General features: G+C 54.5%; 19 protein-coding genes. 9 read left to right on the forward strand and 10 right to left on the reverse strand.

Annotated elements, in window-relative coordinates; all coding sequences use genetic code 11:
- Positions 1–159 precede the first annotated feature (159 nt).
- Positions 160–2,754, forward strand: coding sequence for a hypothetical protein (locus ACR0MJ_RS09015; RefSeq protein WP_480760693.1), 2,595 nt, complete (start codon positions 160–162; stop codon positions 2,752–2,754).
- Between the two features lie 315 nt (positions 2,755–3,069).
- On the forward strand, positions 3,070–5,100 hold the full coding sequence (locus ACR0MJ_RS09020; RefSeq protein ID WP_480760696.1) for a heparinase II/III domain-containing protein: 2,031 nt from the start codon (positions 3,070–3,072) through the stop codon (positions 5,098–5,100).
- A gap of 204 nt (positions 5,101–5,304) precedes the next feature.
- On the opposite strand, the gene ACR0MJ_RS09025 is transcribed toward ACR0MJ_RS09020, so the two are convergent.
- The 6 genes from ACR0MJ_RS09025 to ACR0MJ_RS09050 all read right to left on the reverse strand — a co-directional run bounded on the left by ACR0MJ_RS09025 (position 5,305) and on the right by ACR0MJ_RS09050 (position 12,140).
- Positions 5,305–6,222 (reverse strand): hypothetical protein, encoded by a 918-nt coding sequence (locus tag ACR0MJ_RS09025; RefSeq protein WP_480760698.1) that lies wholly within the window; start codon positions 6,220–6,222, stop codon positions 5,305–5,307.
- A gap of 2 nt (positions 6,223–6,224) precedes the next feature.
- A complete protein-coding gene (locus ACR0MJ_RS09030) occupies positions 6,225–7,055 on the reverse strand; it encodes a class I SAM-dependent methyltransferase (protein ID WP_480761038.1) in 831 nt (276 codons plus the stop codon).
- A gap of 13 nt (positions 7,056–7,068) precedes the next feature.
- Positions 7,069–8,241 (reverse strand): glycosyltransferase, encoded by a 1,173-nt coding sequence (locus ACR0MJ_RS09035; protein ID WP_480760700.1) that lies wholly within the window; start codon positions 8,239–8,241, stop codon positions 7,069–7,071.
- A gap of 8 nt (positions 8,242–8,249) precedes the next feature.
- Positions 8,250–9,926 (reverse strand): hypothetical protein, encoded by a 1,677-nt coding sequence (locus tag ACR0MJ_RS09040; protein WP_480760703.1) that lies wholly within the window; start codon positions 9,924–9,926, stop codon positions 8,250–8,252.
- Positions 9,919–10,908: a glycosyltransferase family 2 protein gene (locus tag ACR0MJ_RS09045; protein ID WP_480760706.1), complete on the reverse strand. Its 990-nt coding sequence runs from the start codon at positions 10,906–10,908 to the stop codon at positions 9,919–9,921. The genes ACR0MJ_RS09040 and ACR0MJ_RS09045 overlap by 8 nt, the downstream gene beginning before the upstream one ends.
- A 278-nt stretch (positions 10,909–11,186) precedes the next feature.
- On the reverse strand, positions 11,187–12,140 hold the full coding sequence (locus ACR0MJ_RS09050) for a LysR family transcriptional regulator (RefSeq protein ID WP_480760708.1): 954 nt from the start codon (positions 12,138–12,140) through the stop codon (positions 11,187–11,189).
- A gap of 136 nt (positions 12,141–12,276) precedes the next feature.
- On the opposite strand from ACR0MJ_RS09050, the gene ACR0MJ_RS09055 reads away from it, so the two are divergent.
- From ACR0MJ_RS09055 to ACR0MJ_RS09085, 7 genes are all read left to right on the forward strand, one after another.
- Positions 12,277–13,284 (forward strand): TAXI family TRAP transporter solute-binding subunit, encoded by a 1,008-nt coding sequence (locus ACR0MJ_RS09055; RefSeq protein WP_170394045.1) that lies wholly within the window; start codon positions 12,277–12,279, stop codon positions 13,282–13,284.
- A gap of 80 nt (positions 13,285–13,364) precedes the next feature.
- Positions 13,365–15,578 (forward strand): TRAP transporter fused permease subunit, encoded by a 2,214-nt coding sequence (locus tag ACR0MJ_RS09060; RefSeq protein ID WP_170407117.1) that lies wholly within the window; start codon positions 13,365–13,367, stop codon positions 15,576–15,578.
- A 4-nt stretch (positions 15,579–15,582) separates the two neighbouring features.
- Positions 15,583–16,821 (forward strand): NAD(P)/FAD-dependent oxidoreductase, encoded by a 1,239-nt coding sequence (locus ACR0MJ_RS09065; RefSeq protein ID WP_480760711.1) that lies wholly within the window; start codon positions 15,583–15,585, stop codon positions 16,819–16,821.
- A gap of 30 nt (positions 16,822–16,851) precedes the next feature.
- Positions 16,852–17,595 carry an aspartate/glutamate racemase family protein gene (locus ACR0MJ_RS09070; RefSeq protein ID WP_170395044.1) on the forward strand — a complete coding sequence of 248 codons (744 nt, stop codon included), beginning with the start codon at positions 16,852–16,854 and terminating at the stop codon, positions 17,593–17,595.
- Positions 17,596–17,695: 100 nt separating this feature from the next.
- A complete protein-coding gene (locus ACR0MJ_RS09075) occupies positions 17,696–18,424 on the forward strand; it encodes a TSUP family transporter (RefSeq protein ID WP_480760713.1) in 729 nt (242 codons plus the stop codon).
- 16 nt (positions 18,425–18,440) lie between these two features.
- On the forward strand, positions 18,441–19,457 hold the full coding sequence (locus tag ACR0MJ_RS09080; protein WP_480760715.1) for a D-cysteine desulfhydrase family protein: 1,017 nt from the start codon (positions 18,441–18,443) through the stop codon (positions 19,455–19,457).
- A 116-nt stretch (positions 19,458–19,573) separates the two neighbouring features.
- A complete protein-coding gene (locus ACR0MJ_RS09085) occupies positions 19,574–19,918 on the forward strand; it encodes a RidA family protein (RefSeq protein ID WP_170394035.1) in 345 nt (114 codons plus the stop codon).
- A gap of 444 nt (positions 19,919–20,362) precedes the next feature.
- On the opposite strand, the gene ACR0MJ_RS09090 is transcribed toward ACR0MJ_RS09085, so the two are convergent.
- From ACR0MJ_RS09090 to ACR0MJ_RS09105, 4 genes are read right to left on the reverse strand one after another with little or no spacing between them, the layout of a single operon-like run.
- Positions 20,363–21,451, reverse strand: a complete 1,089-nt coding sequence (locus ACR0MJ_RS09090; protein WP_480568229.1) for a ferritin-like domain-containing protein — start codon at positions 21,449–21,451, stop codon at positions 20,363–20,365.
- Positions 21,448–23,352 carry a GMC family oxidoreductase gene (locus ACR0MJ_RS09095; protein ID WP_170736144.1) on the reverse strand — a complete coding sequence of 635 codons (1,905 nt, stop codon included), beginning with the start codon at positions 23,350–23,352 and terminating at the stop codon, positions 21,448–21,450. Before ACR0MJ_RS09095 ends, ACR0MJ_RS09090 begins: the two co-directional genes overlap by 4 nt.
- Positions 23,349–23,825 (reverse strand): hypothetical protein, encoded by a 477-nt coding sequence (locus ACR0MJ_RS09100; protein WP_170407136.1) that lies wholly within the window; start codon positions 23,823–23,825, stop codon positions 23,349–23,351. The genes ACR0MJ_RS09095 and ACR0MJ_RS09100 overlap by 4 nt, the downstream gene beginning before the upstream one ends.
- A complete protein-coding gene (locus ACR0MJ_RS09105; protein WP_170407138.1) occupies positions 23,812–24,753 on the reverse strand; it encodes a hypothetical protein in 942 nt (313 codons plus the stop codon). The genes ACR0MJ_RS09100 and ACR0MJ_RS09105 overlap by 14 nt, the downstream gene beginning before the upstream one ends.
- Between the last annotated feature and the right edge of the window lie 42 nt (positions 24,754–24,795).

The following is a 24,795-nucleotide window of genomic DNA, read 5'->3' on the forward strand; positions in this document are numbered from 1 at the left end:
GGTTGGCCTAGGCCCGCATCCGCTCAGATTAATTCGTTAATGAACTCTTAACGTGTCCTGAACTTCTGACTTGTTACGCAAGTTGGGCCTGAATTCATCGGGCTAATAAAGCCGAAATACTTGGGCTGAAACAACGACAAGATGGGAGTCTGTTTCAAGATGAGTAATGGAACATATGAAGAATTTCGCGACGCTTTGCGTGCATTTGAATCTGGTTGGGATCGAGATCGATACGACGCAGGAATCATTCAGGATTGGCAGCTGAACCAATGGGCGGGAGGGGCCGTTGCCGACTTCTATCCAAGCTATTCCAGCTGGTCTGATCTAAGCAGTGATGAATGGGACGCGATGTCCTATCGCTCGATGAACTCGCTTGGTTTTGTTGGATATCAGTTCGGCGAGGCGCTGTTAATTGACCTCGGGTATTACACCGATGATGTCTATTATGGGAATGGCGCGGCTTCGAACACCTGGGATGGCACATGGACCGGTAAGAACGGGGTGAATTCGCTGGCAGAGTTCACAACCGCCGAAGCGCAGGAGCGCGCGATTCAAGAAGCTTTTGGCTACAATCTTCAAGTCATCGAAACCGGGCTGGGCTATCAGGGAGAGAGCCTGTCGGACTATCTCGGCACGACACGCACTTATCTGGAAAATGGCCAGGCCGTCTCTGTCACGCTCAGTCTCACTGGCATAATGGCCGCCGCGCACCTGCGGGGGGCATGGGGTACGTTGGCTCTGCTTCAGGGTGGAAGTGTATCCACCGATGAATACGGTACTTCGATCCTGCGGTATGTCTCGCAATTCGGCGGTTATGACGCGCCGAGTATCGAAGACGCTATCAAGGTATACACCGACGGTGTCTTGCCCACGGATACAAATGGCGGCACCGATAACGGGAATACGTCGCCGCCCGTTGTCCCACCGGTCATACATCCGGAACCCACGGAACCAACCGGCAACGGGACTGCTGACACCACAGAAGATACTGCGGATGTGGTGATTAACTGGGCTTGGGGCACGAATGCAACGATCCCGGATTTCGACCCTACGACCGATACGATCTTCATCGCATGGGTCGGTGCAGACGCGTTGGAGGTTGCCGAGGTTGATGGCGCGGTTGTGTTCTCGATCCCGTCCAATAACCAGGCCACGACCCTCAGCGGTGTGACACTTGCTGAGCTGAGCCCGGCAAACTTCACTATTCTGGACAATACCGCCGCAGCTGAAGTGCTTGGGCTGATAGGCACTGATGGTTCAATGCCGACCAGCGGTGGCGATGATGGCGGAGATGGTGGTGGCGGTGGCCATAGCCACCAACATATGCACATCATGCTGGGCCTTGCCAGCGATGCACAGACGGTCGAAGGCTTCCTGCCCGCGATGGGAGATGTCATTGAAATCGGACCGGACATTGGGGCTGATAACTTCTCGATTTTCGAAGAGAGTGGGGACGCTCTGGGGCAGACCGTTAGAATTGAGCTGACCTCGGGCAATGTAACCAAGCAGATCGTATTCACTGGCTTTGGCCTGTCCGATCTTTCGCTCAGCAATTTCTCTATCACGGATCAGACGGTGTTGAACGAAGTGTCCACAGCTTTGGGGCAAGTTATCGTCTCGCCGGGAGACGGAGAGGGCTATGACCTCAGTTATGATGCAGACGGGTCAAACCCGCCCGCGATCACCGGCAATACAGACACGGGCGGGGTGAAATACCGGGCCGATAGCAACGCTGACGACATAACCGGATTCCGCCCCGGTGTGGACGAGTTGGACTTTGGCGGTACGTCGGTTCACGGCATGATCGTCACCAAATCCAAGGCCGGCGAGATTGTTATCGACAGCCCATGGTCGGACGCGGCGCAAATCGTGCCAGGTGTCACCTTCCAGGACGTGACCATCGACAGCTTTGGTGTGGTCGGCAACGAACACCTCCGTCAGGATATGGGCGGCGTTCTTAGTTGGGAGCAGGGCGTAGGACCTCGCGATGCTGACACAGTCTATGTTCGCAGCCACGAATATGGCGTGCACGAAGTTATTGACGGTTTTGATCCTTCAACGATGAAGATCAGCTTTCTGTATTTCGGAACCCGCGAGCGGCTTAGCGTCGAGGACAGTGGCGATGGTCTGGTGATCTCATCCTTGCCGACCGGACAAAGCATCACGCTGACCGGCGTGACCAAGGCTGACCTGATCCCGGGTCTGGTCGAATTCCATTTTGATCAGGTGATGGAAGACAATCTCGAGGTACCATTTGGCTTTGACCAGAACGATGTGACGTTGGTTGATCGCACCATACTGCTGACCCCACAGGCTCCTGTCGGGGCGACGACAGACGGTGATCAGACACGGGTCGGAGATCTGATAGGGGGATCGACCCAACCAGATATCGGTAGTGGAACCAACGAACCCGGAAACAGCCAAACCCCAGGAATTGTAACCTTCGGCGCTGAAGCGGATGTGGCAGAGCTTACCTGGAACTGGGGGGTAAAGACCCAGATTATCGGTTTTAATGCCGATGAAGATATCATCGATTTCAACGCTTTGAGAGAAAGCGATGTGTCGGTCACCGAAATTGATGGCGATCTTATCTTTGAAGTTGTCGGAAATGGCGGCCATACCGTTACACTTCAGGATGTTCAGGCCGAGGATCTGGATCTTGGCAACCTGACGGCTGATGACTGGAACAGTGTTGCCGAAGCAGAAAGCGCCCTGACAGACCAACTTGAAGCGCTCGGCATGTCCATCGCCTGAGGCACTCCAATAAGTGGTTCCCGGTCTGCGCTAGGCCGGGAACGAAAACAAACACATGAAAATCGATGGGCACTGGCCTCGTTTCCGGTTCGGTTCCGTGATCAAGCCATGCGACCATAATATTAATGCTCGGATCGCTTGCGCTAGGTTCTCGTGGCTGGCTTTCTTATCGTTTGTCCTTCCGGCTCTACTTAAACATTACTCCAATAGGCTGCCGGACGGAGCGTTTAGCATATCAATTTGCTAAGCCAAACTAATCGGATGTCTTTGACAGAATTTGGCCACCGCTGCAGAGTCGGGTTGCAGGCGTTTCCAATGCGGAAGAAATCCATGATCGCGACCGTTAGAAGTGTGAATCCGATTAAAGCCTTCTTTTTGTTCGTTTTGTCCTTCGCTTGTTTTTGCGCTACAAGCGCTTTGTCCCAAAACTCAGTGCCGCAAGTCGTTCTAACGGACGAGATCGTCCAGCGCATAGAAACACAGCGCGCAGCCGATCAGGTGTTCGCGGCTGACTATCAGGCATTGATTGACAGTGCAGAAGCGCATTTGCGGTCGCCTACTATTGTTGAGGCAGTTCGGAATGGAGATGGTCAGCTTCACGAAGCTTTTCGTGGATTTGGACAACGTCCGGTCGAACGCCTCACCACACTGGCTTTGGCTTGGCGATTGACCGGTGACAGTCGCTATGCCGATCGCGCCAGAACCGAACTCTTGCAATTTTCGGAACTGGAAACATGGCAGCCCGCACACTTTCTGGGATTAAGCCGTGTCACATTGGCGGTGTCGCTCGGATACAGTTGGATTAGTGACAATCTGGACGAAGAGGATCATCAGACTATTCGATCGGCACTTGTTGAGAAGGGGCTGAAAGAAGCCGCAAAAATCTACGATCTGGATACGCTCTATTATGATAAGGGTTGGATCGCCCCCCAACGCTGGGTGAACCCAGTGTCTGTTCCCGCGTCGCTTCCTGATGGGACGGCTACCGCAGATATCGCCTGGCCCGTTGCTTCCTTCAACTGGAACATCGTTTGCAATGCAGGAATGATCGTCGCTGCTCTGGTTGTGTCAGAAACAGAACCGGAACTGGCTGATCATATTATTGAGCAGGCTCAGGTTTCACTTAGAAATGGGTTGGCAATGTTTGCTCCGGATGGTGCATGGCCAGAAGGACCGATGTACGGGGCTTTGTCCGCCCGGGACGCGGCAGTATCGTTTGATGCGCTTGTTTCCGTCCTCGGGCACGATTTTGATCTTTCGCGAATGGTAGGTTTGGAGGAATTCGGGGAGTTTCTGATCCATGCGTCTGGACCAACTGGCATGCTGTTTAACTTTGGAGACAGCGATACAAGCACTGACCTTGTTGTGTTGACCTGGTTGGCGTCGCGGTTCAATCGCCCGGGCTACGACATTAAAATGAATAGCAAAATGCGGTCTTCCCATCCAGCATTCGAGCTGATCTGGCAGCAGCGACGCAATAGTGAACCAATCACTGCCCGATCAACATCCTATTGGTCTGGAGGGCTTGGGATCGTAACCATGCGGTCTGGTTGGAATGACCCTACGGCCAGCTATATCGGCCTCAAGGCTGGGCCGCTTAGCAGCCATCACAATGACCTTGATGCGGGCACCTTTGTGCTTGAAGCCGACGGTGTACGTTGGGGGGTTGATCTTGGGCTCGGAAATTACCAATTGCCCGGCTACTTTACTGACAAACGTTTTGACTATTATCGAACGGCCACGATCGGGCAGAATACACTGACCTTTGACATGGCAAATCAAATCGAAACGGGGCGGGCCTATGTTGAGGAGTTGGCGCAATTTCCGGGTTTCGATTTTGCAATCGCCGATCTTTCAGACGCCTATGGAAAGCCCAAGGGAACGGTCAGACGAGGCATAGCTCTTGTCGATGGAACGACTGTGTTGGTTCAGGATGAAATTAGCTCTGATCAACGGGGGCGGGTGGCGTGGGCAATGCATACCGAAGCGCAGGTAACGGTTGATGGCTCCAAGGCCACATTGCGTCAGGATGGGAAAGAACTAACCGCGCGCATACTGTCGCCGCCAAATGCCACCTTCTCTCAACTTTCAGCCAATCCTTGCGAAACGGCATTCAATTCTGAATGTGCGATGCAGAATCCGAATTCAGGCGTTACACGGCTCATGATCCAGCTTGATCTTGATGAAAGTGACAAGCGTGAAACCATTGTTGTTACTTTTGAACCTGATGCACAGGCCGCAAACAAGCCGGTCATCCCGTTAGGTGAGTGGCGACTGAACGCGACCCTCTCGAACGATGTTGTGAAAAAGCACATTGATCGGTTGCCTGCTGAAAACTCACGATAGGTTTGGGTCAAACTTGAACGACCTCAACCCTGGCTTTAGGCGATGCTGGGTGCGCTCAAGGAATGTAGTACGCACCAGAAGTCGCACTATGTTTGGAAACGAATAGAAGACGGCACCCTAGCGCCTGAGGCAGCGCATGGCGACCTTCAGATACGATAGACTCCGATTCAAGTTGTCTGGCTGACCCGATCCAAATTAATAAGCCTATACAGCTTCGTGCTCACCACTGCTTAGATATCGGCGCAGGGTTACGCCAAGCCCAAACACAGCTACATCCCCCAGAACCGAGATCGCGCGATGCGCGATCGCAGCGCTTAGACCGACTCCCTGATCAGTGAAAAGGCCAAGTCCGAGAGCAATAATTCCGTCTCGAATACCGATACCACCGGGTGCGCCCGGCATCAGAAAACCGATGACCCAGGCTGTCGAAAAGATTGCGATGCATTGCAATATACCGGCACCACCCTGAGGGTAGATCGCCCGTGCGACACACCAAAGTGACAAACCCAGCATCAAAAAGTTGAAGCTATGCAGAAACAATAGGATCAGGCATTTTGAAAATGTAAGTTTCGGTTTTCCCGCTTTGCGCCAAATCACAATCTGGCCAATCATTATGCAGGCCAGAATTCCGAAGAAGATGATTGTCATCTGTCCATCGAGCCAGGATCCTGGAAGGTCTGCAATTACTGCGGCGACAAGATCGGGCATGGTCAGGAGCACAATTCCGACGACCAGAGCACCGCTGGCGAGCAGAAAACCGATCTCGAGCAACAGAGATGACGCAATAATTGCGGATGGCACTCCATCACTCCTTGCGAGGGCGAAACGTCCCAAAAGGTGGGCAACATTGCCGGGGATGTATTTCCCGATCTGCGATACCATTAACTGACTTTCAGCGCGTGTGCGCGGTAGGGCAACGTCATAGATGTTTAGCGTTACCCCCCAAGCGACGGCACCTACGAGCTGCGACAGCACATAAAGGGTAAACCCACCTAGCAGTGCATAACGGGCGCGGCCTGACCCGAAGTCGAGCACTGCAATGTCTCCTGCGTGTCGAACCAGAATGATTCCGATGAAGATCAGGGCAGCAGCGGTGCCGATATAGCGCAGGGCGGTAGCCATGTTTAGTACTTACGCGCGACGATGATGTATCCAATGCCACGATCACCGTTAAGGAACACCTTTTGAACTTTCCAGACTAGCCGCATTGTCAGCGTTCCGAGCAACGAGCTGTAGAAAGGCCAGATAAGCGTCAGTAGGTTGCGATCCGAACCGCTAGCGCTAGTGCGGTCGTCTTGGTTCATCTTTTTGCCGCGTTTCTGGGTCTGTTTGGCATAGACCCGAGCGATCAGCCGTTCCATAATATTTGCCAGAGGAAAGCCGTAGCACTGGACTAGCTCAATCTTGAAGCCAGCCTTTTCAACCAAGTCAACAAGATCCTTCCGCCGGTATCGCCGGTAATGACCTGCCCAGACATCGGCTGGGTTCCAGCGTTCAGGATGTGCTGGGACAGAAACCATCAAATGACCGTCTTGTTTCAAATAGCGTGCCCATTCGATAAGCGCCGCTGAGTCGTCCTCAATATGTTCCAGTACTTCGAAAGCGACTAGATGATCAAAGCTTTCCAGCGCTAGCCCCTGACAAGTTTCGCGAATCTCTACTTCTCTGGTTCCATCCAAAATTGCCGTGGCAATACGTCGGGCCGAAGTAGACTTATCCACACCAACCGATGAAAACCCCATTCCCGCCAAGTCGTCTAGCAATGCACCAGCCCCACATCCGATTTCTAGAAGTCGTCCGGGCATCAGCCTTTGGGCCAGTCCAAGAATAACATTTCTCCGCATTAAGTAACGCGGGGCCGGCACCCATTGAAGAGCCGGAATAGCCAGGCCGAAATGCCTATGCCTGATTACGGTACCGTAATGGGTCTTAGTATTGCGGCGGGATTCTTTCATGTCGACCACAGTTTTATCCGGCTTGAGGTGCACAGCGAAACAGGTATCCGCAAAGAGTCCGCGCGATCTCCTGGGGCTTGGCCATTTTCAGTTTGTCTTCAGGCATTACCGGATAGCCCTCGTGCCTCAATTCAGCGATGGCATCCAGCAGCGCTTCGGGATTTGAATGAGGGATAAGCTTCACCCCGAGAGCTTCGGTGCCGAATGTTTCGATCATGGCAGGTGAGCTCCGGGTGATCACTGATCGCCCTGACAACAGCGCCTGATAAACCTTGTTCGGCACCACTGACGCAGCCTTGCCAGAGGCGCCAAAAATGCCGAGGCAGATGTCGGCATTTGAAATTGCCTCGGTCAGTTCCTCATAGGGAACCCACTTCTGCCAGGAGATATGATTATGCTCCGCATCCACCAGAGCTGTCTCGAGCAATAGGCGCTCTTGCCCGGTGCCAATCAGGTGCCAATTGATATCGCGACCTCGATCCGAGGTAGCTGCCGTCAATATCGTTTTAAGCCCATGCAGCGGGATGAGCTGTCCATAAAACAACACTCTAGTGGGACCGTCGTGGCGCGCAGGAGGAGGCAGACGCTGGAAGGATCCCGGCTCAGCTCCCACCGGCACTACTCCAAACCTGGATTCAGGCAAATTGAAGATCCGTGCAATATGCTCGGCATGCGCCTTCGTATCGAGCAAGACATGATGCGCTGCCCGACAGGCCAGCCATTCAGTGACCCAAAGCATCCGGCCCGGCAGTGACTTGGCCCCAACCATACTTCGATCGTTAACGACAGTGTCGTAAAGCGAAAGGAACATGTCCCAGGTGATCTGCCGCCGACGTAGCAGGGCAAAGGGCCACAACACCAAAGTATCGAGCGCGCCAAGATAGGGAACCATCACTGCATCATGACGAGGCGCACGCAAATAATGCAGGATCAGAAGCGGATAGGCCAAGAGCGCGCTGAACAACACTCGGATCATCACAGCCATGTTCAACTGGCTTTTATCCGCGTGTTTGGGCCAAATCTCTGCGTGGATTTCAATTACTTCTACGCCGAGCTCTTGCAATCCAGTTCGGAGAATTCGAGTACGCGGTTTGCTAAGATCATATGTTCCCCAAAAAATCACCCGCTTGTTGCCGGGCTCAGATGGCATCGGAGTGGTGCTGACCACCCGAGGGGAAAGAGGCATATCGGCATTCATGGCGATAGCATCCGGAAGCCGGTATAAACCTCTCGATCCAAGCTTTCTGGTGCGACCGGCGCCACACCAGTATCCCAGATCAGCCTGACAGAAACACCTTTCGGTCCGTTGATTGTTACTGCCTCTGCCGCAATGCTGAGAATGTCTCCAGATGCGACGGCACTTGTATCAATCTGTACTGGCTGGCTGGTTTCGACCCGATACCTCCCGGGGAACGGAAGTGCCAATTCAACCGGTTCGCCGGTCAGCGTCACTGATCCTCCGGCAAGCCAGATCGATCCCGAATAGTGCACATATGACTCGCGTAATATCTTGTGGTCCTCAGGCAGCAGCACAGGCTCGGCTCCATTGGCCGAACTTGGGTCCATCGTCAGCGTCAGAGCAGTTTTGTTGGCGATGAGCAAAGGCGGCTGCTGTTCTGCGATGATTTTGGCAAATACGGGCTGGCCCGCCGCCTGATAGCGTGCAACGCCCCAGCCTGACATGAAGAAACCAGGATTCGGGAAACTTGCGATCATGTGGCTGTCATCAATATAGGCGACCGGATCTGGGAACAGGCGATGAATTTCCGCAATAGTGGCGCGTTGGTTTCCTGCACGATCTTGCAGTGCTAGGGCTGCCTGGACAAAAAGCCCCGCAAGCATCACCATCACCAGTTGTGCCGAGCGTCGTGATGATCCAAGCCTCTGTGCTCCGATCGCGACGGCTGCCATCAGGAGTGGGGTAGCGAAGGGGTAAAAATAGACAAAGGCATTGCGATAGATCACCACCGAGAGGAGCGGTGCAGCAAAGAGCGCAATCAGCAGAACCCGCCGAGCATTCCGACCGGCACACAGTCCGATCCCCACAAGAATGATCTGTGGGAGGCTGAGCATAGCCCAACTAATGAATTCAGTTGATCGTGGGAATATGCCGCTTTTCAACAGCGTCGTATTCAGCGCGTCCTTTGCATTGTTTGCCGTCTGGTTGCCTTCGGCGACGCGAAGGCCAGACGCATGCCAGAGGTAGAATGACACGCAAATGCCAGCCGCCAAGATACCTGTGATAATGATGCGCCGTACCGCTATTCGATCTTCGATCCTCCATATCAGCACGGCCAGAAATGCGGGCAGATAGAGTGCCGATTTGATCGTAACCAGTACGGCCAGAGCGCTCAGAAGCGCTGCCGCCAGTGTTTGCCTGACAGACAGGCGCGTGGTCAGCAAGATTGCAATCGAAGAAGTCAGTAACGCCGCAGCAATGGGATCGGCACGGAAACTGGCGCCATAGGCCAAAACGTAGCCCGAAGTCAGGAAACCCAGAGCAGCGATATCGGCAAATCGCTGTTCGGTAAAATACAGGGCGATACGGTGCACAGAAATTGTGGTCAGCCCGATGCATGCAACCATCACAAGCCGGGCTGCAAATATCTGTTCCATCTCATGACCCGGCAGCGCATCGAGCCATGTGAAACCATGCACGAAGAAGGTCTGCATTGGACGGTCCAATCGACCGTCGAGGAAGGCATGGACATGTGACAGGAAATAGAATTCGTCCCAATTCACATTGTGAGTATACGCCAGCACAAGCATAAACACGAAGACAACGACAATGCTCGCACGTACCACTCGATCAAGAGTGATAGCCCCTACCAATCCGGCGTTTCGCTGATCGCCTAGCGCCGGATTATCCATTCTCTACCGCCCTGACCTGGTCGAGGGTAATTACTTCAGTAGGTCTAATCGGCGCGCGCAGTAACTCTCGGGCCCGGATGTCTTCCAGCAGACTACGGTTGGTGGCGATAAGATCGGCCAGGATACCAACGGCGAACAGTATCGTGGCCATTGCCAGCAGCACACCGGACAGAACCAGAGACTGAATATGCCCGGCCCCCCCGTCTGTCGCGTAATAATAGAGAAATCGCCCAACCCCGATTAAGCCAGGCAAGGCGAATACTGCCGAAAGCGTCAGGAAGAACTTCAATGGTGCGTAGATCACAAAAACGCGCAGAATAGTTCTTGCTGAGCGGGTGACATACTCTCCGATACCTCTGAACAGACGAGACGGGCGTGTTACTTTGTTGACCCGAACAGGCACTGAGGTCATCGGGATATGTTTGCGTCCGGCCTGAATGATGGTTTCCAGAGTGTAGGTATAAGTGTTGACAACACAGAGTCGGGCAGCGGCATCTCGGGAATAGGCGCGAAATCCGCTGGGCGCATCAGGGATTTCTGACTTGCTAGCCAGTCGCACGACCCAACTGCCCAGCCGCTGAAGGGTTTTCTTCAACGGCGAGAAGCCCTCGATCTCTCTGATCGGGCGAGCGCCGACCACGATTTGTGCCTTACGCTTCAGTATCGGATCAATCAGGGCGGGAATGTCGTCTGCGCAATACTGATTGTCTGCATCGGTGTTGACGATCACATCGGCGCCCAAAGAAAGCGCATACTCGATGCCGGCACTGAACGCACGGGCGAGGCCGACATGGCTGCTCATTTCCAGAACGTGATCAGCTTTGGCATTCCAGGCGACTTCAACGGTCCGATCGGTGGAGCCGTCGTCGATGACCAGTACTTCAACTTTACTGACGCCAGGAATCGATCGGGGAATTGCCGCGATCGCTTCGGCAAGGGTTTCCTCCTCGTTAAGCGCCGGTATTTGGACGACAAGCATCATGATCATGCCACATTGATAACTATTGAGTGCAATTACATTTTATTTTGGGACAAAATTGTGTCCAAAAGGGGTAATTGTTGAGCCATCTGAAACGGTTGAAACGCTCCTTTGAAACAATTCGTATGAATATTCGATGGTTGGTGCGTCATCGGTGCCGACCGAAAACTGCGTTACTCTAAATCAGTGAATTCCGACCAGCCGTCGATCTTCTCAAATCAACTTGACGCTGTAAATCGCTTCGAGCGATCAAGAGATCAACTCATTGGGGCCGATCAGTTTTACTCACGCCCGGCCTGGAAAATCCATTCTGTGTGAGGGTTCGCCTTCACGTCTTCCAACATTTTTAAGACCTCGGCTTTCCATCCAGCTTTGATCTTTAAAGCCAGTTGAGACGGCGGCCGGTGGTTGGGTTCAAGGATCGCGTATTCATATCTGAGCGGTTTCTTGAATGGCAAAAAAGCGACCTTTCCGTCGGACAGGTTCAATCCTTGCTCGGTCACGACGGTCAGCGGATCAACGATGCTGCAACATTGCCCGGAGCTGACGAAGGGGATGAGCGGCTGAAAATACTGGCAGGTCACTGTCGGATTGTACTCAGCACCGACCTCCTCGAATTCCTGCCGGATTTTGCGCTGGAATGGGTGTGACGCATGCAAGCCGCCCATGGGCGTATCGTTCAGATCAGACAGTGTCAGGCTCTTACGCGAAGCAAGTGGGTGGGTGCGGTCAATGGCACAGAAGCAATCTGCTTTGATTAGTTCGGCAGAGTACTGCGGTTCTTTGCCCGCTGAATGTTCGAAATCAGCAAATCCGAAGTCGATGTTCTGGGTCCCTGCAAGCTCCATAATCTGAGGTGAACTGCGGGTGGAAAGAGTGATGCGAATATCGGGGTTTTCTCCGACCGACTGGCTGATGAAACGCGGGAACAAAAAGGCGGACGGCCCGGGCATCGTTGCGATGTTCAGGCTGCCTGCATGCCCTTTGATCAACCCTTCCATTGTGCTGGAGATGGTGGCGAGACGGTCCAGAATGCCTGTGGTTTCGGCCAGAAGGTAGTGCGCTTCAGGAACCGGAACCAGGCGTCTTCCCTTGCGTTCAAACAGGGTCAGTCCCAGCGTTTTTTCCAGGTTTTTCAACGCAAGGCTAATCGCCGGCTGAGTGCGATTCAGTTTCTTGGCAGTTTGCGAGATAGAGCCGGTCTCCATCACTTCGCGAAACACTGTGAGCTGCATAAGGTTCATGGTTAATGTATAAATAAAACCTTAGTTTTGTGAAGTATAAAAAATTTGCATTTATGCGAATCGTCTCTACGCTGAGAAGATCGAATTCGGGAAAACCGAATCCAGCGATCCAACAACGGAGATGATTATGAAATTCGTGAAATGTTTGACCGGACTGGCCTTGGCAGGCGCGCTTGCCGCCCCTGCGCTGGCGCAGGATCCAACATTCTTCCGCATCGGGACCGGTGGCGCAGGCGGAACCTACTTCCCCATCGGCGGCACCATCGCCAACGGAATTTCTGCCCCTCCGGGATCTCGCCCGTGCGAAGAAGGTGGCCAATGTGGCGTCCCGGGCCTGATCGCAATCGCGCAATCCACGACAGCGTCGGTGTTCAACAATGCCGCAGTGCAGAATGGTGAGCTTGAGGCCGGTCTGGCCGCAGCCGATGTGACCCGTTCAATGTATCTGGGCGAAGGCAAGTTCGAGGGTAAACCTCATCCTAACCTTCGCATCGTAGCAAATCTGTTCCCCGAGGACCTGCATCTCGTGCTGCCCGCCGGTCAGACGATCAACGACCTGGGCGATCTGGAAGGCAAACGCGTCGGTATCGCACAGGCCGGATCGGGTACGCAGGTTGCAGTTTTGCAGATGCTCGACGCCTGGGGCGTGAATCGCGACAATATGGATGAAGCCGAACTGAACAACAGTCAAAGCGCCGAGCGTTTGGCTGACGGTCAGTTAGACGCCTATTTCTACGCTGCGGGCTGGCCAGTTGCCGCGATGGTACAACTGTCGTCGACCAAAGGCATGAACCTGCATTCGTTCAGCGATGAAGATCTGGCCAAGATCAACGAGATCATTCCGGCCTATATCCCTTCGGCCATTCCGGGTGGTGTCTATGAAGGCATAGACGCGGAAACCAAGACCCCTGCGGTCAGTGCTATGCTGGTTGTGTCCTCGGATCTGTCTGAAGATCTGGTCTATCAGCTGACCAAAGCCCTGTGGAACGACAACACCCGCAAGCTACTGGACAACGGCCATGCCAAGGGTAAGCAGATCACGCCCGATACCGCGCTGGATGGTGTAGAGGCGCTGGGTGTTCCACTGCATCCGGGTGCCGAGAAGTTCTACAAAGAAGCCGGACTTCTTCAGTAAACGTAACAGACTGAACTGTATCGTCGGTGCCCCTATGTGGGGCACCGCACACTGGAACTATGCGAAATCGGGAGGCCATCATGTCCGAGACCCAGAAACTTGATGACCACGAATTGACAGCCGAGGAACTAGCGGCCATCGAGGAACAGTTCGATGAAGGTGCCGCCGTCCGGCAGGTGACGCCCACCGCTGGAAAAGTTCTCCGTGTTGTGGCCCTGATTTTAGCGTTCTACGAATTCTTCACGGCCGGATTCGGCCTGCCCGCAGACCACTGGCACATGGGCATCTACCTCGCCCTGCTGTTCATTCTGGTCTATGCCACAATCCCGATTGTTGGGGCAAAGAGCCTTTATGCCCTTAAGGTCAGCCGGTTCCGCATCGGTAACATCCCGCTCTATGATCTGGTTTTCATGGCGCTTGGCATCGTTGCCGCGCTCTATGTTGGCGTAGCCTGGCGCGGCATTCCGTTCCTTGGGATCGAGGAACAGACGTTCCGGATGGGCAACCCCAACAACTATGATGTATTTCTGGGCGTCGTCATTATCCTTTTGGTGCTGGACATTGCGCGGCGCACGCTGGGCTGGGTGCTGCCCCTTATCATCTGTGTTTTCATCTCATACGCCCTGCTGGGGCCGTACTTCCCCGGACTGCTGCAGCATCCCGGCGTGAATTTCAAAACCTTCGTATCGTCGATGTATTTTCCGCAGGAAGGTATCTACGGCGTCACGCTCTGGGTGGTTTCGACTATCGTCTTTCACTTTGTTTTGTTCGGCGTCATCGCGCAACGCACCGGTCTGGGGCAGCTGTTCATCGACAACGCGACTATACTTGCGGGCCGTTATACTGGCGGTCCGGCAAAGGTATCAGTGGTGTCCTCAGCTTTCTTTGGCACGATCTCGGGCTCATCGGTGGCCAACACCGTATCGACCGGAGCATTGACTATCCCCAATATGAAGCGCCTCGGATACCCTGGCCATTTTGCGGGCGGGGTTGAGGCTGCGTCTTCTGCTGGTGGCCAAATCACTCCGCCGATCATGGGCGCTGCAGCCTTCATCATGGCCGAGTTCCTTGAGGTCCCCTACACCACCATTGTGATCGCGGCGATCTTCCCAGCAATACTGCACTATGTCGGCGTCTTCGCTGTGGTGCACCTGATGGCACGCAAGCTGAACCTGAAAGGTCTGGCGAAAGAGCAGCTGCCGCAACTCAAAGCCGTTTGGGCGGAAGGCTGGGCCAATATCGTGCCACTGATCGGCCTGCTGGTGGTGCTGTTTACGGGCTACACGCCATTCATGTCCGCTTTTTGCGGTATTTCTCTGGCGGTCATCGCGGGCATGTCGCGGATCAAACAGCCGCCAACGCTGGTCTATGCCGCGGCTTTCCTGGCTTTTGTGCTTTGGAAATTCTCGGATGGCGGGTTCGACCTGACGATGACCGCAATCCTTTGTGGCCTGTCGGTTATTGCCACGCTGAATCCACAGAAACGGATTGAAGTGCCCGAGATGCTGCAGGCGGTCGAACTGGGCGTGAAGTACTCGCTGGCCGTTGGTGCCGCAGCGGCTGCGGTTGGCATCGTGGTCGGAGTGATCAACACCACTGGCATCGGCTTTCGCATTGGCTTCATGGTGACACAGGGCGCGGGCAATCTGGCTTCAGATATTTACAACATGATCTCGTTCGGCAGCTTCCAGCTGTTTGCCATGGAAGACCTGCAGCTATTCATCTCACTGGTCTTCATAGCCATCGTCTGTATCCTGATGGGCGCGGGTATCCCGACCACAGCGTTGTACATCATGCTGGTATCGGTCGCACAGCCTGCTTTGGCGCAGCTCGGCGTTCCTCCCATCGCCAGCCACCTGTTCGTGCTCTATTACGGCGTGGTGTCAGAAATCACACCACCGGTCTGTACGTCGGCCTACGCGGCTGCTGCAATTGCCAACTCGAATCCGTTCCGCACTGGCCTGTCGGCATTCACTCTTGGATTGGGCAAGGTGATTGCGCCGATGGCTTTCGTATATGCGCCAGTTCTGCTGTTCGTATCCTCAACCGGCTTCAATTTCTGGGAGTTCACTTACACCGCCGCCAGCTGTATCGCCGGGGTTATCGCCCTGTCGGCTGCGGTTGTGGGCTACTGGCTGAAACCGATGAATGTTGCGGCGCGGATTCTGATGGCCCTTGCGGGGATTATCTTTGTCGCGCCCAGCCTGACGGCAGACCTGATCGCGCTGGCCGTTGCCTCGCCTGTCATCGTCACCCAATTGATCGCGCGCAACCGCAGTCAATCTCCGGCCTGAACTGATGACAGAACAAGTGACCATCATCGGCGCAGGAATCGTCGGCATCTGTTGCGCTTTGTCGCTGCAGGAACGGGGCATTCAGGTTCGGCTGATCGATCGAGGTGAGCCGGGTCAGGAAACCTCGTTCGGGAATGCTGGTGTGGTTTCGCCTTGGTCGATCATTCCGCAAGCAATGCCCGGTATCTGGAAAATGCTGCCCAAAATGCTGCTAGACCCTAAGAGCGCGCTGTCAGTCAGGCCCAGCTTCTGGCCCAAAATGATTCCTTGGGGGTTGCGATTTCTCGGAAACTCAGGAGAAAAAACTGTTCGCGAAGTCTCGGACGCGATGGAGGTTCTTTGTCGCCCCTCCGTCGATCTGTACCGGCGTCATTTACATGGTACCGGGCACGAGAACCTGATCACCGATAGCTATTACATCCACGCCTTTCGCCGACCAGAACAGGCTGATCTGGACGGGCTTGGATATCTTATCCGCCGCGAAAAAGGCGGCGATCTGGAACGCGTCGACGGTGACGAACTGCGCCGATTGGAGCCCGCTATGTCCGAAGCGTTCAAAGGTGCGATTGTGATCAAAGGGCAAGCGCGTGTAACCGCTCCGGGACGTGTGGGAGCGGTTTTGGCCGAAAAGGCGCAAGTGCAAGGTGCTGAAATTGTGCAAACCGAAGTCACCAAGCTTACCCCCGCGGAAGAGGGTGGTTGGCAGATTGCAACTGCGCAGGATACGCTAACCGCCAGCCATGTTGTTCTTGCGGCAGGCGTATGGTCTGCCGACCTGTTGAAACCATTGGGATTGCCTATGCCTCTCGTGGCCGAAAGGGGCTATCATGTCGAATTCCCAACCCCTGCGGTCGAACTGAACAACTCGGTCATGGATGTGGATGCAAAGGTGGTCGCAAGTTCGATGCTTGGGGGGCTTAGGGTCGCCGGTACGGCTGAATTCGGCAGCGCCGATGCACCCGCTGACCCACGGAAGAAGCAAATCCTGTCCCAACAGGCCAAGGCCATGATGCCCGAGCTTGATACAGGTGAGGCGCGGTTTTGGATGGGTCGGCGCCCGTCATTCCCGGACAGCTTGCCCGCAATCGGGCAAGTAAGAGACCAAGAGGGACTCTATGCAGCGTTCGGGCATTCTCATTACGGGCTGATGATGGCCCCGAAAACCGGCGAGCTAGTGGCGGATATCGTCTCGGATCGCATCCCGAATATCGATCTAGCACCGTATACACCAACCCGGTTTTGAGCTTTCAAATCAAAAAAGGACCTGATGACAATGCCAATTTATCAAGGCGGCCAGAATATCTGCGGGGCCTCAATCGGTGTGCTTTGCCTTGAAAGCTATTTCCCAAAGCCACCGGGCCATATCAAGAACCCGTCCAGCCTGCCATTTCCGGTTCTGTATGAAATGATCGACGGGGTGACTGTCCCGACACTTCTGAACAACCCTACGCCGGAATTGCTTGAACCCTTCATCGAAGGTGCCAAACGGCTTGAGGCCGAAGGCGTGCGCGCCATTACCGGCAGCTGTGGCTTTCTTGCGCTGTTTCAAAAAGAACTGGCTGCAGCGGTTTCAGTTCCGGTGTTTGCTTCCAGCCTGATCCAGGTGCCGCTGGCTTATCACATGACCGGCGCGAACGCTCCGGTGGGTGTTTTGACTGCAGACGCTTCTGCTTTGACTGCCCGGCATTTTGAAGGCGTCGGTGCCGCCGGTGTTCCGGTGGCGGTGAAGGGACTGGAGGACACTAGTGAATTTGCAGAAGTGATCTTGCGGAATACCCGCACCCGTATGGACACAGACCTGATCGAGGCCGAGGTCCTGAACGCAGCCCGTAGCCTGATGCTTGAGGCCCCTGATATCCGCTCACTGGTTTTGGAGTGTACAGACCTGCCGCCCTACGCATCGCGCCTTCAGGAAGAACTGCGCCTTCCCGTGTATGATCTGACGACACTTGCGCAAATGGCACATTCCGTAGCGGCCCGTGAGCTATACTCTGGATTGATGCCCTGGCAGCGTTAGTGCGTGCCAATCAATTCGAATGAAGTAATGACATGGACCATGGCCGTAACCTCAGGATATCTGAGTTCTTGCAAAAATGCCAAAGCTGCAGGAGTGCTATGTGACCATTGATCTGTCCATTTTGATGGCCGCCATTTGCCTCGGGGCAATGCTGCAGGTTGGCGTGGGCATCGGTTTCAGTATCATCGCGGGTCCCCCGATGATGATCCTGCTCGGCACCTCGACGGCAGTTCCCATATTGCTGTTGCTGAATACCCTTGTGTCGATAGTCGCGACGGACCGTCATGTACTGAAGAACAACAAGCCACTCATTCTTAATGCTATCATCGCATGTTGTGTCGGTGTAGTTGCCGGTCTTACTGTTTATCCGTTGTTGAACGAGGCGTTTGTTCTGGCCTTGACGGCCTGCTTGTTGTTGATCGGCTTGATCACCACCCTGCTTCCCTTGCGCGGTACAATCGGGCGTTTTGGGTTTTCAGCCATTACAGGGCTGTCCGGGCTTGCAACCGTCTGGGCGGCAACACCGGGCCCACTTATGGTGTTTGGTTTGATCGCAAAGGGCCGTTCAGCCAAAGAGGTGGCCAAGCTGGTGCAACCCATCGCGCTGGTGGCTTACGGCATTGCATTCGTGTTGCACAGCCTGTCCGAAACGCAGGCCATCACATACGAGCCGCAACTGCTCGGCTTTGTCACAATCACGCTGGTAGGCAGCCTGCTTGGACGGGCAGGGGGCTCTTACTTGCCGCAGTCGGTCGTCATAGCCGCGATCCGCGTGGTTTCTTTCATCGCCTGCTGTGTCCTGTTCCAGCGCGCCTATATGATTGTATAATCCCGGGAGGTGCACGATGCAACGAAACGACAATCTGGAGAGATTTCCTCGCGCCCGGCTTATGTCGGGCCCGACACCTCTGGAACGTTTGGACAGGTTGTCAGCGGAATTGGGGATCGATCTCTGGCTCAAGCGCGATGATCTGACGGAGCTTGTGTTTGGCGGCAATAAAACACGGCAGCTCGAATTCTACCTCGGCGATGCACAGCAACAAGGTGCCGATACCATTCTAATCACCGGTGCTGTTCAGTCCAATTTTGTCCGATCTGCAGCCGCGGCGGCCGCTAAGCTGGGCATGCAATCCGTGCTTCAATTAGAAGAGCGTGTCCCAGATATGGACGAAGAGTATTACAGGTCCGGGAACGTATTTTTGGCACAGATTCTGGGTGCCGAGCATATGAGCTATCCCGAGGGCGAAGACGAAGCCGGGGCCGACGCGGCATTGCACGCGCGTGCTGACGAATTGAAGGCCCAAGGCCGCACGCCATATGTCATTCATCTGGGCTTGAATCATCCACCTCTGGGGGCGTTGGGCTATGTCGTTGGCGGACAGGAATTGTGCGCCCAGATGCCCAATTTCGATGCGGTGGTTGTGCCGTCAGGCAGTGGTGCTACGCATGGCGGTTTGCTAACCGGTCTAGCACTGGAAGGCAGCACGGCCCCGGTATTTGGAATATGCGTGCGCAGAGATCGCGAGAAGCAACACGCCCGCATGATGATCGTTCTACAGAAACTTGCAAACTTGCTGGATGTTGATGCCGCTCAATTGCAGGCGCGGATCGATGTCTATGACGATGCATTGCCGCCAGGTTACGGCAAAGTGAACGCAAGAACGCGTACCGCACTGGAAAAAATGGCACGGACCGAAGGGGTTTTCCTCGACCCGGTTTATTCCGCCAAGACATTCGCCGGTTTGATGCATCTGGTTGAAAGCCAGAAGATTAAACCGGGTCAGAAAGTTATTCTGCTGCACACCGGCGGGCTGCCGGCCCTTTTTGGATATCAAAATGAACTGGCGGACAATCTGACTTGAAGGAAACTCGGCCTCGTAGTGCCGGCTTCTGATCTATGGCTCCCATTGGCATTTCAACGCTTGTGCCGTGGGCAGCTCAAATCACTGCTAAATTCAACAATGAGAAAGTACAAGTTATGACAATCACCCGCATCGAAACCGGTCAGCGCATGAGCCGGATCGTGAAACACAACGGCGTTGCCTACCTGTGCGGTCAGACTTCGGACGCGCCGACCGTGGCAGATCAGACGCAGGACATTCTGGCCAAGGTTGAGGATCTTTTGCAAAAGGCAGGCAGCGACAAGACCCGCATCCTAAAATGCGAAATCTGGTTGGCGGATATGGCAGACTTTGCCGAGATGAATGCCGTTTGGGACGCTTGGGTGCCCGAAGGCCACGCGCCCGCCCGCGCCTGCGGAGAATCCAAGCTCGCCCGTGATGTATTGAAGGTCGAAATGATCGTGACGGCAGCTTACGACTGAGCGGCGGCTGATTGCGGTTAATAGGGTAGGTTTTCTGGTCCTTTGCAAGTCCAATCCCTCGGAGATTGAGCTATTCACGGTCCAGAAAACACCCTAGGTCTTCGCGTCTGCGTTCGCGTGCCCACATTTGCGTCTCTGAAAGCGATTGCTGACGGGAGATGACGGCGATGCGTTAGTTTCGCAGTTTCACCACCAACTGGCATGTGATGCGCGCCCGGTGGGTTCATATCGATTGCCCAAAGTCACTGTAGTGGATTCAAATCCTTACGCATCTTGGGTGGGTCAAGAAACAACACAGGATAAATAGCGCTATTCGAGTGCTATTTCAGATCATTTTGGCCAATTCAGGGCTGCGCTAAGCTGCTGCTAATACAGCAAATTTTTGCTCTCCGAATTTGACCAAATAGCTGCCGCGTATTAATCGACTTGCAACGAAACGAGCGATCAACTCTTTGTCTTTGCAAGATACGTCCAAGTTGGCCCGGCGGTTTCCCCTGATCCATCCGGCAAAGGAATACGCATCAATTTCTGCGCCAGAGACTTGATGTCATACATTGCTGGGACCAGTGACCTTAGCGCAGTCTTGTCCGTGTTGAACGCAATGTGCAGACCATCAAGCAGGCCGGACCAGGCCGCGTTAAATTCTGCAGATATTTCTTCGATCTCTGGCGCGTTCTTGAAGTCTTTTTCGGACGGATCATCCCGCATCGGGGATACCGCGCTCCAATCGACGATGAGGTCGCCACCGGTGGGCGGGCCGTCTATGCTGTCATCTGGTTTATAATACCGGCTGTGCAGGATTTCGTTGAATTTGAAATAGTGCGCAACATCCTCGCGGTGATCAGGGCCAGGGATAATGTCATTGTCGCCAGCTCTGTGACCAAGGTCTGCGCCTTCCCCTTCATCCATGATTTTCTTTATCGCCTTCAGCGCGGCCTTACGGCGCTGCGACGGGGTGCCAATCACCTCGATCACCTCACCTCCAGCACCGAAATAGTCGGCGTCGGTGATTTGTCGTGCCTCATTACCAGTAAAAATCGCGGCATCCCCATAAGTATCACAGGCTTTGCGCAACCTTTCCCGGATGTAGATGTAAAAACCTCCGATCGTATGATAATCACCGCTTTTCGCAGCTCTTTCATCTTTTGGTGCCGTTTCAACCGCACGAAAGCTCTTGATTTGGTCTGGCGTAAACCTGCGCAGATAAACAGTTGGACCGCGCCCGTTTAGCAGTGGCTGGGGGTATTTGGGCAGCAGCTTAGGATTGTTCAGCTCCGGAGTTCCGCCAATCGAATTCATGACATTCGCCGCAAGAACCATGTGGAGCATTTCTTCGACCATAACCTGCCGGATCACTTCGATGGGTTCGGCGTTTACGATTGTTGGCTCAGACCGGTCATACTGGCCTTGTTCGAGGATCGAATAACACGCAGTCGCATAGGGAGGAATGGTAGTGAGTTCAAGAATAAGCGCGTCCTGAAACAGTTTACACAGTGTCGCGCGCTCTTTCTCCAGTTTGTCTTTCGAGGTCATTTTGCCCCCCCTTTCCGAACAGCATCCGATATTGCTCTGGAGGCTCGGTAAGCCATTGCCGACATCGTGAGTGTCGGGTTCGATGTTGCGATTGTTGGCATCGATCCGGCGCCTACCATCCACAAATTGTCGTGATCCCAGGTTCGCATTACGTCATTAGTCACCGAATTGCGCGGGTGCGTTCCGATCCGATGGGTTCCGACAAGATGACCTGCGCCAAAGAACGTGTATCCCCGGCCGTCATAGGTGAAATATCCGGCGTCAGATGGGTTGTAGGCCGTGTGGTTTCGAATACCCAGGCGCTGAAAAATCTGCGTACAGGTGTCGTACGCCGTCGCCAAACCGGCCCGCGAATAGTCATCCAGATCATAGCTGATCACAGGGCGATATTCACCCATCGGTGTGCGATAGGCGGGATCAATCGTGACTCGGTTGGTCGAGCGGGGCAGTTGTTCGACCATCGTGCCGATGCGAACCTGTCTTTGAACATCGTGATATAATTTGTCACGAAGCGCTTTGCCAAAGAGGTTCTCCTGTTCAACAAAGCGCGCCACATCCGTGTTTGGGGCCCCGGTGGCAAAGTTCCAGCCCCAGTTTCCGATCTCGAGCCTATGGGCGGCAGTTCTGTCACGAAAGGTCCCGTCCCGGAAATTGGCGTAGCTTGACGTCGATCCCGGCCCACGAAACGGACCAACTGGCTCGGGCGCGGAACCCCACGTCATCATGTAGGGATGATCCATCAGGTTGCGGCCCAGTTCGCCGCTGGTCCGACAAATCTCGGAAGCCAGCGCAAGAGTTACGTTTTCCACCGCTCCACCAGCAAGGACGTATTGTTTGCCCTTGGCACGGCGCAGTTCGTATTGCGCAACACCGGAGAACGGGTATTTCTTGTAGACGATACCCGAAACCCGACCGCTTTCGGCAAGCTCGACCTTGGACGCCACGGCTTGCGTGATTGTTTTCATGTGATGTTTGCGAATGTGCTTGGCATCTTCCAGCGTCTTCATCGCATTGTATTTTGCCTGAATTGGGCAGATCGGAATGCAGCTTGAGTTGCCCTCGCACCGCTGGCCCATATAGGCAAATGGACCGGTCGATCCTCGCGGGCGAAACTGATGCCGCATCTTGCGGCCCACGGGTATACCATTGGCATTCTTTGGCTTACGCGGGGTTGAGTTGCGGCCTTGCGGCGTGCGTGAGACTTTCAGTTTGACCGTGTCTTTAGGGTCTTCGCCAATTTCAATGGGCATGCCGTCTGCCCGAGCAAAGAACCCATCGATATAAGACGAGGGTATCGAGTGCATGGGGAAGTCATATCCTTTAGCAAAGTACCCCCGGTTATCATGCTTGCCCGAGGTCTTTATTCCCAATGCTCTGGGTGTCTGTTCCTCGGCGTCTGCTGAGACGCCGATTTCCCATTCGGCCCTCTCATAGTCGGATCGAATATCCTTGTAGCCAAATGGCCAGTCGACCCCCTTGCCGAACCTGCTCTGCATTTCGAAATCTGCGGGCATCATCCGAAGACTGGTGCCCAGCCAGTGCAAGGAGGTCCCGCCATAGGCACGCAGATAGTTGCTGCCAAACGGCAGCGGCCCGCGCTGAACAAAATACCCGTTTGTGTCCGGTTCGGTGCCGCGAACCGCCGTGATGTCCAGCACCGAGGGTGACGGCAAAGTCGGCAGATCCGGATAGGGTGAGTTCGGTGTTTTCGCCAACGAGAGGTAGTACTGATCCAGATAGGATCGGTAGGTCTCCCACGTTTTGCCATGATCCGCACCGGCCTCGAGGATCAGAACAGTGTGCCCTGCTGACACAAGCTCTTTCGCCAGAATGGCACCGGAAAATCCTGCCCCTACAATGACCACATCATAGGTTCTGTCGTCGTCTGTAATCGCGTTCATTGGCCCGCCTCCCGTTTCCGAGGAGGTTCAAGCGCCCAAGCACCAAAACCCTGCTGCTTTGCCCCCATGGGATGGGCACCGATGGCGTCCCAGACCAACCCTTCCTTGTACGAGCGTGTCGAGATGATCTTGACCACATCAAAGCGAGAAGCGCCGTAGCTTTCGCGCCATTCTTGCGAAAGCGGAACCCACTGACCCGTGTACCAAAGCTGAATCAGCGAACGCGCAATCGGGCCAAGGCACCTGTCCGACAGATAAGTTTGGCGGATAATCTGATCATCGTCCCCTTGCCCGAGGGATTGAGCGTGAGACAGAAACCGGCTCAAAATCTCTTCTGGTAGAACCTGTCGGAATTGATGCCAGTATTCCCCGGTGCACCCGGTCCCTTGCAACTCGGCACTATTGTAACCCGTCAATGCCGCGCTGACCGACAGGAAGGCTTGATGGGCGGGACTGTTGTCATGCTGTGACATGGCGGTCTCCATCAATGGCATCCACGTAGAACCCGCGCGGCTCGAAGCAGGCGGGGGGGCTTTCAAAAACCTGTACGGCGACAGGGGTGAAGTCGGTGAACAACCGATGCATGTCCCGTGTCATTGGGAAATCGTTGTTGCCGAGTTTCAGTTTGAATGTCTTGGCGATGCGCTTGCCGTCCTTGTTGTCCAGCATTGCAGTTTCGAAGAGGCCCGAGATTGTCCAGCGGGTCCAAACAGTGCGGCCAAGACCGGTCGCGAATTCCGGGATCGGAGTGCAATTTGTTGTCGTCCACTGATTGCCGCTGAGCTTTCCCAAATCGGCGGTCAAATCGTAGACGATGGTTTGCGGGTCGTCGGGGTTGACCAATTGAATCCACCAGGATTTCGGAGAGATTGGCGGATTTCCTTTCATTTTGGCGTTCAGCGACGGCACTTTGTAATTGAACTGCCCCAGAAACTTGGGCTCGCCAAAGGCCTGACGCCCAGCCTTGACTGCAACCGCATTGTCTGCAGCTACGTGTATTCGCAGATGCCCGATGGTTTTGGTCTGATCGCGGCCGTGCAGATACTCGGTCAGGGACATCTTCGGAACGCCGGGCACCCGGTTCGAAGGGTAAGCCAGAAGGTTAAATTCAACCTCGTTCACAAAGCCCAAGGAATTGTCATAGTGGGCGGTGTAGCGTTGAAAATTCAATAGAATGACAGCTTTGTTCTTTCCATTTTCATCGGGGAACTCCGCCACGCACAATCCTGTACCCTTGACGAAGGGTTTGGCGGCTTCGACTGAGGTATACCAATACATCCATTGGCATTGCAGAGAGGCATAATAGAAGGGAAATGTATCAAACTGCTTGGGCAGTTTTGGCATGACACCGGTGACATTCGTCTGATGGCAGCGGTCACCTTTTGATTTCTTCTTAGTCATAATGGCTATGTCCTCCCGACTGGCTTTGACTATCTCGTATTT

The sequence above is a fragment of the Ruegeria sp. C6 genome (assembly GCF_056537625.1).

Excerpts from the sequence above, each read along its gene's own strand:
- ACR0MJ_RS09015 (WP_480760693.1), top strand. The coding sequence starts at position 160 with ATGAGTAATGGAACATATGAAGAATTTCGCGACGCTTTGCGTGCATTT.
- ACR0MJ_RS09020 (WP_480760696.1), top strand. The coding sequence starts at position 3,070 with ATGCGGAAGAAATCCATGATCGCGACCGTTAGAAGTGTGAATCCGATT.
- ACR0MJ_RS09025 (WP_480760698.1), bottom strand. The coding sequence starts at position 6,222 with ATGGCTACCGCCCTGCGCTATATCGGCACCGCTGCTGCCCTGATCTTC.
- ACR0MJ_RS09030 (WP_480761038.1), bottom strand. The coding sequence starts at position 7,055 with ATGAAAGAATCCCGCCGCAATACTAAGACCCATTACGGTACCGTAATC.
- ACR0MJ_RS09035 (WP_480760700.1), bottom strand. The coding sequence starts at position 8,241 with ATGCCTCTTTCCCCTCGGGTGGTCAGCACCACTCCGATGCCATCTGAG.
- ACR0MJ_RS09040 (WP_480760703.1), bottom strand. The coding sequence starts at position 9,926 with ATGGATAATCCGGCGCTAGGCGATCAGCGAAACGCCGGATTGGTAGGG.
- ACR0MJ_RS09045 (WP_480760706.1), bottom strand. The coding sequence starts at position 10,908 with ATGATGCTTGTCGTCCAAATACCGGCGCTTAACGAGGAGGAAACCCTT.
- ACR0MJ_RS09050 (WP_480760708.1), bottom strand. The coding sequence starts at position 12,140 with ATGCAGCTCACAGTGTTTCGCGAAGTGATGGAGACCGGCTCTATCTCG.
- ACR0MJ_RS09055 (WP_170394045.1), top strand. The coding sequence starts at position 12,277 with ATGAAATTCGTGAAATGTTTGACCGGACTGGCCTTGGCAGGCGCGCTT.
- ACR0MJ_RS09060 (WP_170407117.1), top strand. The coding sequence starts at position 13,365 with ATGTCCGAGACCCAGAAACTTGATGACCACGAATTGACAGCCGAGGAA.
- ACR0MJ_RS09065 (WP_480760711.1), top strand. The coding sequence starts at position 15,583 with ATGACAGAACAAGTGACCATCATCGGCGCAGGAATCGTCGGCATCTGT.
- ACR0MJ_RS09070 (WP_170395044.1), top strand. The coding sequence starts at position 16,852 with ATGCCAATTTATCAAGGCGGCCAGAATATCTGCGGGGCCTCAATCGGT.
- ACR0MJ_RS09080 (WP_480760715.1), top strand. The coding sequence starts at position 18,441 with ATGCAACGAAACGACAATCTGGAGAGATTTCCTCGCGCCCGGCTTATG.
- ACR0MJ_RS09085 (WP_170394035.1), top strand. The coding sequence starts at position 19,574 with ATGACAATCACCCGCATCGAAACCGGTCAGCGCATGAGCCGGATCGTG.
- ACR0MJ_RS09090 (WP_480568229.1), bottom strand. The coding sequence starts at position 21,451 with ATGACCTCGAAAGACAAACTGGAGAAAGAGCGCGCGACACTGTGTAAA.
- ACR0MJ_RS09095 (WP_170736144.1), bottom strand. The coding sequence starts at position 23,352 with ATGAACGCGATTACAGACGACGACAGAACCTATGATGTGGTCATTGTA.
- ACR0MJ_RS09100 (WP_170407136.1), bottom strand. The coding sequence starts at position 23,825 with ATGTCACAGCATGACAACAGTCCCGCCCATCAAGCCTTCCTGTCGGTC.
- ACR0MJ_RS09105 (WP_170407138.1), bottom strand. The coding sequence starts at position 24,753 with ATGACTAAGAAGAAATCAAAAGGTGACCGCTGCCATCAGACGAATGTC.